The following is an 11738-nucleotide window of genomic DNA, read 5'->3' as shown; positions in this document are numbered from 1 at the left end:
CTCAATCCGAATCGGCTTCAATCCGCTCGGGCCAAACTTCCCTTACCCACTTCCAACCGGCCATAGCCGGACGCCAGAGGCGCCCGACTCGTAGCCAAAAATCCGCCAATCAGCTCAACAGCTTGAGGACCAATTGAGGCTGTTGGTTCGCCTGAGCCAACATCGAAACCGCAGCCTGTTGAAGCACACTGTCCTGCGTGTACGCTGCCATTTCAGACGCCATATCGGTATCGGTGATACCAGAATCGGCGGTGGTGAGGTTTTGCGATGTGGACGACAGGTTGCTAATCGTGCTTGTCAAACGGTTCTGAACTGCGCCGAGATTCGCTTGTTCAGTCGTAACCGTTTGGATGGCAGTATCAATCGTGTTGATGGCGGAATCTGCATTAGAGGTCGAAGTGATGTCCAATGCCGCCTGGGTGTTGTCGTTGTCAATGCCGTTGTTCACGTTATTCGTGGCACTGTACCCTGTCGCACCAGCAGTTCCGGTGATACCAAGGGCCTGAGCACTCATGTTACCAATGTTCAGCGTCATGGTCTGACCTGAATTAGCACCGATTTGGAAGGTCAATCCTCCGCTTTGACCGCTGCTGCTCTGGTTTGCCAATCCTAGTAACTGCGAGGCACTGCTATCATCGAACGATACGGAACCTGACTGTCCCGAGGTGCCACTGGTTACTTCAAGTTCTCCATCCTTAACCGCAACACTAACATGAGCGACTTGCTCTGCGGACGGGACATTCTGATTGTAACTATCGATCGCATTGTTCAAATCTGTCTGCAGATGGGTAGCCACGGTACTCATATCTGTCGTACCCGATGTATATCCACCCGCACCTGTCGCCGTAAGCTTCACGTTAATCGCATGCCCGTCAATCGTTGCGGTAAGCTGACTGCTCGTTGTCAACGTGTTCAGCTCTGCTGCGCCAACCACATTCAGAACACCTTCGGAGCCTGTGCTAGAGTAATCAGTTGGTGTTGTCCCTCCAGTGGTACCCTTGATAGCGTTCCACATATCGTTGCCAGCTGTATCAGCCGTGAACGAAAGCGTTGAGGTGTCACCCGTCGTTCCAGAGGTAATCTCAATCTTACCGCCGTTGTTCGTCACCGAAACGTGCGAAATCGACGTGCCATTAGCCTGGTTGTACTGATCAATCCCACTATTGATATCCTTCTGAAGCTGATTGGCCACACCATCGACGTTCACAGTCGTGCCGTTATCAAACGCCTGATAATCAGATGCGTTGACGTTAAAACTAATGTTGGCACCATCTACGGAAATCGTATTCGTACCACTCGCCAGAGCCGAAAATGCCCCCGTAGCCAACGTTGCTCCGGGGATAGACGCAGAGGTTGGAGCTCCAAGTGCTGAACTGAACACCGTAGCGTTTGTTGTTCCGGAAGCGTCTTGGCCGCTTAAAGAACCATCAAGGAGGTTTTTCGTGTTGTACTGTGTCGTGTTGGCAATATTGTTGATTTGGTCCGCCAGCTGGTTAAATTCTGTCTGGAGGTCCTGGCGATCCGATTGAGTCGTTGTGCTGTTCGACGCTTGAACGGCCAATTGACGCATTTGCTGGAGAATGCTCGTGGTTTGATCCAGGGCGCCGGAAGCGGTCTGAATCATAGAGATACCGTCCTGCGCGTTTTGAGACGCCTGGTTCAAACCGCTGATTTGAGCCTGCATTTTCTGCGAGATAGCGTACCCTGACGCGTCATCAGCAGCACTATTGATCTTCTTGCCTGTGGACAATTGTTGCAACGCGCTGTTCAATGCATTCGAATTCGCATTCAATGCAGACAACGCGCTCATTGCCCCAAGGTTGTGTCCAATGATCAACCCTGACATTATGATCTCTCCTTTGCAAGTTTCATATCTCAGCTACCTTAAGTGGCTGTTCACCCAATATATCGGTAGATTTGAGGGAAACTTGCACGGTTCGACGGCGTATTGCGAGATTATTTGAGAAAGTTCACCAATGACATGGGCAGGGCCTGGGCGCCGACTTCGACACTCGCTTGTTCCACTGTCATCGCTGAGTTCAACTGTGTCAGCACCGTCGCCATATCGGCGTCTTGAACATTGGACAACTGCTGCGTCACGCTGGTCGACAAATTCGACATTCTCGTCTGCATCATCTGAGCCCTATCAATCAATGATCCAACGTTGGCCTGTTGCTGATTCATGTTGTCGAGAACGGAGTCAATGCTGGAAACCAAACTGCCTACTTGGGAGGTGTCTCCGTTGTTCAACGCCGTATAAAGTTGGCTCAGCAACGAAAACGCGTTCTGCGATGAATCGGACGACGCCCCCGAGGAGGAAGACGAGCCAGACGGTGCAGCCTTGAAGAAATCGTTGCCGGACGCGCTGACAGGGATCGTGACTCCATTCCCTAGATTCACATACACCTTGCCTGAATTCGTTGTCTTCGTGGATGGATCAAGCTCACCCGTAGCTTGATCTGGCGTCACGTTGGCCGCCTGAGGCGGGTATGGAGGGGTATCGGTGTCCTGGCCGTTGAAAATATATTGTCCGTTGTACTGCGAATTCCCGATGGTAACCAACTGGTTGTAGAGCTGCCCAACCTGTGCGGCGATGGCCTGCATGTCACTCGGAGTTTCCGTGGAGTTGGCGCCCTCAAGCGCGAGATCGCGAGCGTTGCTAAGCACGTTTTGCGCTTCGGTCATGGTACTGCTGACGAAATTGAGCTGAGCCTGGGCGTTTGTCGCGTTCTGTCCGTACTGGGTATCAAACGACGTCTCATTCGTCAACTGCATCACCTGTTGGACACCAATCGGATCGTCGGATGGGGTGTTGATTTTGTGGCCCGTCGCCGACTCATTTTCAAGCGTGCTCAACTGTTGATAGTTGTTCTGTATGTCAAACAAGATTTGACTGCTCAGCATCCCCGGCGTTACGCGCATCGAAATCCCCACTCTCCATGAAAGTCAGCATTTAGACGTTCTGCATCAGTTGGGTCAGCATGTCGTTGATGGTCGAAATGACTTCCGCAGAAGCGTTGTAGGCCTGCTGATAGCTGATCATGTTCGTCATTTCCTCGTCGGTCGACACGCCTGACACACTTTGTTGCTCATTGGTCAGTTGCTGGACCAAACTGGTCTGCGTTGACACAGCGTTGTTAGCCTGTTGTCCCTGAAGACCCAGTTGCCCTACCACCGAGGTGAGATAGTCGCTCAAGGTGCCGGTCAATTGGGTGGACGAAGTCGGCACGCCAGGCGCCGATGGACTCGGGAAAGACATGGTTGTGCTCGTCATATTCGCGATCAACGTCGCAAGCGAACCGTCGCCAGAAACCGCGACAGGCGGATCCGCGCTTGGATCAGCAACCGTCGTCCCTGCGGCGAGATCGGACGCTTCCAACTGAACAGTGATGTTGGACGCGGTGATAGGTTGGCCATTGGCGGTGACAGGCGTTGTGAACAAGGCCTTGCCTGGGCCGTTCTCGGAATAGCCGAGTTGCAAGAGCTGGTTGAGGCCGACACCTTCGATGGTAGTGCCTTCCGGCAGTTGCGATTGTCCATAACCGCCGATTGTGGTCTTTGTACCATCCGGCAGCACGATTTGGAGGTTATCCAACGCCGACGGGGTGCTTGAGGTGATATCCATCGCACCGTCCAAAGTCACCGACATGGCTCCCAGTGTCGTTGTGATGGTCGTCCCAGAAGGAATCGTGTAACTACCATCCGCGTTCGGTGTCAACGACTGCACGTAGTCACTCAGGGTCTCGCCAGATGAACCGACCAGCATCGTGTTGTATGGCGGACTATCTGCCGCATCGCCCGGAATCGTCCAATCGCTTGTAAGCGTTGAGGTCCCCGGCCCGGCCAAGCTCTGCGCCAGAACATCCAACTCATTCTGGTAGCTTTGGATATCCGCCAACGAATTTTGATAGCCTTGAATCTCGCCGCTCTGACCAGAAAGAACCGACGTCCCACTCAACGTGGACTGGGCCGTTGGGACAACCTCCAGTTGGCCTGTGCTCGAAATCGCGAGGTTCCCTTCGAGATTCCCAGGCGGCGTCGACTGGCTGAAATCCGTTTGAGTCCCGTCGATGACGGGATCGGACATCCCCGTCAAGGTCAACGAGAATTGATCGTACGAAACGTCGCCGACCGTTTTTGTCGTGGTTTGCGTTTGGAAGCTCACATATTGAGAAAGCTGGTTGAGCAATTCGTCGCGCTGGTCCAGCAGACTGTTTGGTTGACCGCCAGTCTGCTGGATGGCCGCAATTTGGTTGCTGACACTTGCGATTTGGCTAAGCAAGCTGTTGGCTTGAGTCACTGAATCGGACAGCGACGACGAAACATTGGAAGAGAGCGCACTCAATTGATTCGCCGTTTGATTGACGACTTGCGTCAACGTCTGCGCCGCGTCGACGACGGAGGTGCGAGAACTGAGATCGGACGCATCGCCGCTCAGCGTGTCCCAAGCTTGATAAAATTGCTCAAGCGCGTTGGAAATCCCCGTGTCGGACGGTTCGTCGATAATTCCGGACACTTCGTTTAATGTGCTCTGTTCGACCGTCGCCTGGCTCAATTGGGCGTTTTGGCTTTGATATTGCGCGTTTAGGAATTGATTTTGAATTCGTTGGATTTGTGTGACTTGCGATCCTTGACCAACCATCGCGGTGCCGCTGCTAGAGATCAACAGCGAAGGCATATCGCTCACGTCGACCGTTTCCCGCGAGTAACCAGGCGTGTTTGCATTGTCTATATTTTGGGACACGGTGTCGACGCCAGCTTGGGCTGTTTCCAATCCACGCAAGGCGGTTTGAAGTCCGAGGAACGTGCCTAACATGTGATTCCCTCTTTCTTATGTCCGAACGCTGATAAATCTGCTTCCTTGCGCCATCGAAGAACCATACGAGGTTTTCGACGAAACGTCGCGCAAAGCCGACATCACCAGATCCGAGTATGTCTTGGCCTGCGATGCCAAGGCATGAATGTCGTCTCGAAGCCGTACGATCTCAGCCATCGCGGCGCGCAGCGCTCGACTGACGCTGTCCAGTTCCTCGCGGATGGGCGAGAGCGACGGATGCCGAATCAATTCGCGAATCGTCAGATCGGCGGAGGACAGCCCCAGTTCGGCAACCAGGTTGTTCATCACGCCTTGGCGCCTCGTCTCGCTGTCGACGACCTTGGCGCACAATGCCGAGATTTCCTCGAGTATCGGCTGTGTCGCAAAGTCCTTGGCTTCGACGAGAAGTCCTCTGTGCCGCTTCAGCAACTCGACGATGGATTGCTCGTACCGCAATGTCTCTTGTAGTAGGTTAAGAAGGCGAATCGCTTCTTCGCTCACTCAAAACGCCTCCGTTGTCCATTCCGGGTATTACGCCTGCACATCGATTGCGGTGCTCTTGCGGAGCATGCTGTCCGCCAAACGATTCAAATCGATCGGCTGTCCGGACTGCATCTGCGCTTTCAACGCCTGCAACCGAGTGGACTGCGACGAATCCGCGCTCGACGTGCCGTTCGTCGAAGGCTGTTTGCCATCGGGTTTGTTTGCATTGACCTGCTGCCGATACACGTATGTTGAACGCGTGTTCACCGAGTCAGATACATTCATCCATCACACCACCTTGCGTGGAGTCTCTACATGGTATATCGGAATGTCGACAAAAAACTTGCATCGACAACTTGTGTCGACATTACGATGTCGAGACCATCTCCATATGCTGCTTCAAATGCCCCAGGGCGCGTTTGTGCAGACGAGACACTTGTGATTCGCTGAGATCGAGCACAAACCCAATCTCTTTGAGCGTCAGTTCTTCTTGATAGTACAAGTAGAGAATCTGTTGTTCCCGTTCGTCGAGTTTGCCCAAGGCCGCGACCAGATCCGCCTTCGACTCCCTCTGCAAAAAAGACAGCTCCGGTTGCTCGGCTTCCGCGCTCTCCACTGTGGCGGCCACCTCCGACACGGCTGCTTCGTCGATGGACGGCGCCTCGCGCAAATCGATTTCTCTCTGCCACTCTGCCAGGGTCTTCATGTCGATGCCGATCTCGTCCGCCAGTTCCTGTTCCGAAGGTTCCCGCATCCACCGCTGCATGAGGGCGTCTTCGGCAGCGCGAATTTTGCGGTACTTGTCCCTCACGGAGCGCGATTGGCTGCGATTCTTCGCGATCTCGTCGAGCATCGCACCCCTGACATACGGTTTCGCGTATGCCCCGAATGGCACACCGCGACCCTCATCGAACGTCTCCGCCGCTCTGTACAAGCCAAGCACACCTGTTTGGATCAAGTCGGACACATCCAGCATGGCCTGTCCGGCCCGCGGCGCCAGCGAAGAAGCTAAGCTGTACACGAGCGGCAAGTGCGTCTCGATCCGGTCTTGGCGACGCTGTTCTTCCCACGATTGGTATGCGCCATAGCGCTGAGTACTCAAGGATGCACCCACCCCGACAACCCATATTCCCGAACCCCTGATGAGGGTTTATCTAGCTCCGGCTGAGAAATCCGCCGCCGGGTCGATTTCTTGTCTCTCTCTGTCTGAGCGACTCGCTCGCTTCTTTGAAGCCGTTGGCAAGCTCACGACTGCAGGTCACACACAAACGCCCTGACATGGTGGGCGCGCCGCATCGCTCACACGGATAGCTCATGTTTGGATTATCTCTAAGAATTAACCGGCCATCTCGGATGAAATCGACAATGACGTGGTACTCGACCTGGGTCCCATCGGCCACATCGAAAATGGTCGAATCGGGATATTTCCGCAGAAATTGTCGAATCTCCGAAAGGAGTTGGTCCTCTTCGCGAAGGCACTCCGGACACACGTCTTTACCTGATTTGTGAAACAGCCGACCACACCGTTTACAATTGGCTATCGTCACTAGAAACACCTCCCCATTTCGGTAGCCGTCGCAGTTCACCAAGTTTATCCCGCATTCTCAAACTCTACTTCTGAATTCTATCGTACGCGAGCGACGACCAACGCACAAACATTTTGTGCGCCAGCCAGATAAAGTTTTTCCGAGCAAGCCGCAAGCGTCGCCCCTGTGGTTGCGATGTCGTCGATGAGTAAAATTCGACATCCGCGGATCGGAACTTGTCGATTCAACGTGTACACGCGTTCGAGTCCCCGCCTCCGTTCGACAGCGTTTTTCGCGCTCTGGGACTGCGTAAATCCACGTTCATCCGTCAAGCGAACGAGCGCCCTGCGGATCGGCTGCCGGGTTTGGGAAGAAAGGTGTGCGGCCAAGAGTTGAACGTGATCGTAGCCGCGCTTGCGTGTTCTCTCGAGCGTCGTGGGAACCGGGACAATACAATCCGTGTGCGGAAGCGAATCGCCATGGAGCCGACGGACGAGCAGATGGCCGAAAAACGGCGCGAGTTCCATCAGGCCGTCGTACTTGAAGGATCGGAACAGCGTGCGGATGAACGCGTCGTATTGGATGCAGCTCGCCACGGGCACAGTGCGGCCCCCTGGCAGCCGCAATTGGATGTGCTCCGACCTGCCAGCCGAAGCGCAAAGCTGGAGTTCCTGCAGGCAAAACGGGCAAAGCGCATCGGAGAGCTGCGGCAGAAACGCCGGGGAATCGCTGGACTTGACAGCCTGGACTGAACCGCTGCGGGAATGGATTGGCCGAGTGCAGATTCGACAGATGTCCTCGTCATTTGGAAATATCCAATTCAACGCCTCCTGCCAACCTCTGCGCACCGCGAATGGCAGCGTCACACCTCGCCGCATGACTCGCCTCCTCACGACAACTCCGTTTCCGGACTGTTCAGCCTGGACAGGGTGAACCAAAAGTCGCTGCCCTCGCCTTCCGTGCTGTCGACACCGACTTCACCGCCGAGAGACGTGACGATGTGTTTGACGATGGCGAGACCAAGCCCCGTACCACCTGACGCGCGGCTGCGATCTTTGTGGACGCGATAAAAACGTTCAAACACTCGATCCAGCGATTCGGACGGAATGCCGATACCGTCGTCCTGCACGTGAACCTTGACGCGATCGACCAACACATCCCACGTCACCCTGACTTCACTGCCGTCGTGCGAGTAGTGGATGGCGTTCGAGAGGAGATTGAGAAACACTTGGAGCAGCATGTCGGGCTCTGCCCAAACCGCGATCGAGCCGGCATCCTGCGGCGTAATCAAGCGAATGTTCCGCTCTTGCGCGACGCGTTTGAGGCGATCCACTGCGCGATCCGCGATCGTCGCCAAGTCTACCGCGACAGGATCGATGCGGCTGTCTGTTGCTTCCAGCTTCGACAACTCGAGCAAATCAGAGACGAGATTGCCCATGCGCAAGGCTTCATCGTAGATGGTGTTGAGGAATTTCGTCCGCGCGGGTTCGCCCATGTCGCTCTCGAGCAAGGTCTCCGCGAATCCGCGAATCGCGGCGATTGGCGTCTTCAACTCGTGTGAGACATTCGCCACAAACTCGCTTCGCATCCGCTCCAAACGCCGCCATTCCGAAATGTCGTTGACAAGCATGAGCACGTCGTGGGCGCTGTCCGATTTCGGGTTAATGCGAGGACCGGAAGAAATGGGGACGAGGCGAACGCTCACCGCGAGCCCCTCCCGAATGGTCAGTTGGTCCGACCAAGGGGTGCCGAAGAGAAGCGCGTGATCGATAGCGGCGCTCAGGTTGTAGTTGCGCAAGACAGTCCAATGGTCTCGATCCTGCCACTGTTCGACGGGCCGACGAAACAAACGTTCAGCGGCTCGGTTGACCATCTGAACATGCCCATCGCTGCGAAGGTAGATTACGCCAGTCGTCATGTTTTGCAAGATGTGGCGGAGGACGTCGCGCTCCTGTGACATTTCTTCGATGGTGATTTCAAGGTGATCAGCCATGCGGTTGAACGACTGAAAGAGCTTCGTATCGCCGCCGCGATTGCGGTACTCGTACATGCGGGTCTCGTAGCGCCCCTGTGCGATGGCATCCATCGAATCGTCCAGATAGCGGCGCGCCTGGTTGACGGATCGAATGTACAAAAACATGATGATCCCGACCATGACGATCCCGAGGAACAACCCAATCAGGAAATTGTTCATGTGGCAGGAGCACCCTCCGAAAATTTGTAGCCAATGCCGCGCACGGTCCGAATATAGGATGGATTCTTCGAATCCTGCTCAATTTTCTCACGCAGGTGCGACACGTGCACGTCGACGATACGGGTGTCGGTCGCGGAACTGTATCCCCAGACGCGATCCAGCAGCTGATCTCTCGACAGCACATGCTCGGGGTTTTCCATAAAGTACTGAAGCAAATCGAATTCTTTCGGCGTAAATTCCATCAACTGACCGCCGATGCGGACTTCGTGCCGCGAAACGTCGAGAACGATGTTTCCCGCCTTCAAGACCTTGCTCGCCGACGGAGCCAACTTCGTGTCAGATTCAGGACTTTCGCTGCGTCTGAGCACCGCGCGGGCCCGGGCAACCAGCTCTCTCGGACTGAACGGCTTCGTGACGTAGTCGTCGGCGCCCAATTCGAGGCCAAGCACCAGATCCACCTCTTCATCCCGGGCGGTCAGCAGGATAATCGGCGTATCCACGCCCTCCTGGCGAAGGCGACGGCAGACTTCCATTCCGTCCATACCAGGAAGCATCAAATCCAGCACAACCAAATCGAAGGAAGGCGTGCCTGAGCGAATGAATTCGTAGGCTGTTTTCCCGTCTCCAACCGTCTCCACCTCGAAGCCAGCTCGGCTGAAGTTGTACTCAACCAGCGTTCGAATTGATTCCTCGTCGTCAACTATCAGTACGGTCGCCACTGTTTTCCCTCCGAATGAACTCGCTAAAAACTCGTTCTACGCGTATTGTAGCGGTTCCAGGGCAAGCCATCTACTGCTGTTTTGGAAAGACCTATCGCTTCTTGTCAAATCACTGGCAATATGTGAAACTTAATAGAAATATTAGGTGAAGCAGGTGTGGTCGTGACAATAGGCGATAGAATTCGTGAAGTCCGCTTGAAACGCGGCATGACCCAGGCCGATCTCGGCGGCGATCTCGTCACGCCGAGCATGGTCAGCCAGATTGAGTCGAACCGAGTGAAGCCCTCACATACCCTGCTGATGGAATTCTCGAAACGACTCGGAACGCCCGTGGAATATTTTCTCCAAGAAATGGACCAACAAGCGCTCGTCTCCGCGCAATTGGCCCTCGCAAGCCATGCGCTGGCCATGGGGCGCCCCCAGGAAGCGAGCGACCTGCTTCGCGACATGGCCAGCCCTCTCGATCACGGCGCGAACCACGAACAATACTGCCTCATCCAAGCGCAAGTGTGTCGAGCGCTCAAACAGTATCCCGAAGCGACAAACTATCTCGAGCACCTTCGCGAATACGCGTACCGCTTCCAGGATACACAACTGCTGTTTGTCGTTTGCCGAGAATCTGGATACGTGGAGTTTGAACAGGGGAACGTGACAGGAGCCATCTACGAGTGGAAACGTGCCGTCGAGTACGGCCGAACCCTGAGAGACGAGCGCACCGTGCCAAAATTGGATTTGGCCAGATGGATGCTCGACGTCCTGCTGAAATTGGATCAGTTCGATGAGGCGGAAGAATGGATTCAGGACATGTCCACCCTTCGCGGCGCTGCCGAAGACCTGTTCGCCCAGGCCATGTCGCTCGTGACGGTCGATCCCAACTTGTCAAAGGAACTCTGCACACGCGCTGCCACATTGACGACGTTCGCCCAATTGTTCGAGCAGGTATTGACGGTCCGCGCGCGCTCCGAAGCGAACGCGATCGACTCGCTGCAGTCGGCGCAAGAAACCGCGTTTGCCATGACGGCGCTGTATCCCGAAACGTACCTCACGTCAGCGTGCAATCAAATCGAATCACTCTTGCAGGCGGACGAGATCGACCGGGCCAAATCGTGGATGAACCAAGTCACATCCGTTCTCGCGAATCTCACGCATCAACCAATGACAGCGGCGCGGCGCGACATCGGCCATCGCCTCGAACTTCTGACCGCACAGATGGAAGCGAAGGCCGGCAGCGTGATCGACGCCATCCGACGCTTGGAGCGATTCGAAGCGACGTTTCCCGAAGACGGCAATATCGAATACAAGCGGCAGGCCTGCGCCCTGCTTGTGCTGTTGTACGGAGAACAGGACGACATCGAACGGACAGTGGCGTACGCGCGCAAAATGGATGAACTCATCCCGGATCGGCGCATGCAGCTCCCCATCCTTCTCTAACTAATCCGCAGCATCGTCGCACGTCGCCCACGCCGTTCGCGCAGCATATGCCGCGCCACCCTGGCAGCTTCTTGACGAGTTTCCACAGGAACGAGGCGGACGGTCAAATGGTCGCTTTGAAAGCGCCGTACGATGGCCAACGTCAGGTCTTCGGAATGGATGTCGATCACGGCCACCTCGACCGTCTTCCCCAATTCCTCCGATATCCGCTCGAGGCCCCGCAGGACCCATTCGATCTCACGATCTCCGTTTGCCGTAACCAACACGTACACATCGGCCGGTTTACGCCGGCGCAATCGATGAGGCACCACACCCCATCTCCCGGCCACCATCAGGCCGATGTACACCAGCAAAGCTGCCACCAATGCGATCTTCGGCCACATCCCACACCACCCCCGATGCCACACTCTATGTAGCATCGGAGGTACAAGACACTGGTCCCATCCGATTTTGCGAGTGGCGAGTGGCGAGTGGCGAGTGGCGAGTGGCGGGTGGCGAGTGGCGAGTGGCGAGTGGCGGGTGGCGAGTGGCGGGTGGCGAGTGGCGGGTGGCGAGTGGCGGGTGGCGGG

12 protein-coding genes are annotated in these 11738 nt (G+C 55.5%); 1 reads left to right on the top strand and 11 read right to left on the bottom strand.

Going from position 1 to position 11738, the window contains the following annotated elements; translation table 11 throughout:
• Positions 1-109: 109 nt before the first annotated feature.
• The 10 genes from AAC01S_RS05565 to AAC01S_RS05520 all read right to left on the bottom strand — a co-directional run bounded on the left by AAC01S_RS05565 (position 110) and on the right by AAC01S_RS05520 (position 9738).
• Positions 110-1846 (bottom strand): flagellin N-terminal helical domain-containing protein, encoded by a 1737-nt coding sequence (locus tag AAC01S_RS05565; protein WP_067620125.1) that lies wholly within the window; start codon positions 1844-1846, stop codon positions 110-112.
• A 110-nt stretch (positions 1847-1956) separates the two neighbouring features.
• A complete protein-coding gene (flgL, locus tag AAC01S_RS05560) occupies positions 1957-2922 on the bottom strand; it encodes a flagellar hook-associated protein FlgL (RefSeq protein WP_067620123.1) in 966 nt (321 codons plus the stop codon).
• 31 nt (positions 2923-2953) lie between these two features.
• The gene (gene flgK, locus AAC01S_RS05555) at positions 2954-4816 is read right to left on the bottom strand and encodes a flagellar hook-associated protein FlgK (RefSeq protein ID WP_067620119.1); all 1863 of its coding nucleotides are present in this window, start codon (positions 4814-4816) and stop codon (positions 2954-2956) included.
• Positions 4817-4831: 15 nt separating this feature from the next.
• The gene (gene flgN, locus AAC01S_RS05550) at positions 4832-5317 is read right to left on the bottom strand and encodes a flagellar export chaperone FlgN (protein WP_067620116.1); all 486 of its coding nucleotides are present in this window, start codon (positions 5315-5317) and stop codon (positions 4832-4834) included.
• 30 nt (positions 5318-5347) lie between these two features.
• A complete protein-coding gene (locus AAC01S_RS05545; protein ID WP_067620113.1) occupies positions 5348-5584 on the bottom strand; it encodes a hypothetical protein in 237 nt (78 codons plus the stop codon).
• Positions 5585-5666: 82 nt separating this feature from the next.
• Positions 5667-6401: a sigma-70 family RNA polymerase sigma factor gene (locus AAC01S_RS05540; protein WP_067620110.1), complete on the bottom strand. Its 735-nt coding sequence runs from the start codon at positions 6399-6401 to the stop codon at positions 5667-5669.
• A gap of 52 nt (positions 6402-6453) precedes the next feature.
• The gene (locus tag AAC01S_RS05535; protein WP_067620107.1) at positions 6454-6846 is read right to left on the bottom strand and encodes a TIGR03826 family flagellar region protein; all 393 of its coding nucleotides are present in this window, start codon (positions 6844-6846) and stop codon (positions 6454-6456) included.
• Positions 6847-6923: 77 nt separating this feature from the next.
• Positions 6924-7703: a ComF family protein gene (locus AAC01S_RS05530; RefSeq protein WP_067620104.1), complete on the bottom strand. Its 780-nt coding sequence runs from the start codon at positions 7701-7703 to the stop codon at positions 6924-6926.
• 11 nt (positions 7704-7714) lie between these two features.
• Entirely contained in the window at positions 7715-9019 is a 1305-nt protein-coding gene (locus AAC01S_RS05525; RefSeq protein ID WP_067620102.1) for a sensor histidine kinase, read from the bottom strand.
• A complete protein-coding gene (locus AAC01S_RS05520; RefSeq protein ID WP_067620098.1) occupies positions 9016-9738 on the bottom strand; it encodes a winged helix-turn-helix domain-containing protein in 723 nt (240 codons plus the stop codon). The genes AAC01S_RS05525 and AAC01S_RS05520 overlap by 4 nt, the downstream gene beginning before the upstream one ends.
• 156 nt (positions 9739-9894) lie before the next feature.
• Here AAC01S_RS05520 and AAC01S_RS05515 point away from each other — a divergent pair, with 156 nt between their 5' ends.
• Positions 9895-11169: a helix-turn-helix domain-containing protein gene (locus tag AAC01S_RS05515; RefSeq protein ID WP_067620095.1), complete on the top strand. Its 1275-nt coding sequence runs from the start codon at positions 9895-9897 to the stop codon at positions 11167-11169.
• On the opposite strand, the gene AAC01S_RS05510 is transcribed toward AAC01S_RS05515, so the two are convergent.
• Positions 11166-11552 (bottom strand): glycosyltransferase family 2 protein, encoded by a 387-nt coding sequence (locus AAC01S_RS05510; RefSeq protein WP_067620093.1) that lies wholly within the window; start codon positions 11550-11552, stop codon positions 11166-11168. The two genes, AAC01S_RS05515 and AAC01S_RS05510, sit on opposite strands and share 4 nt — an antisense overlap.
• Between the last annotated feature and the right edge of the window lie 186 nt (positions 11553-11738).

This window comes from Alicyclobacillus acidiphilus NBRC 100859, from assembly GCF_001544355.1.
Lineage (GTDB): Bacteria > Bacillota > Bacilli > Alicyclobacillales > Alicyclobacillaceae > Alicyclobacillus > Alicyclobacillus acidiphilus.
This window is presented reverse-complemented; position numbering and strand designations above follow the sequence as displayed.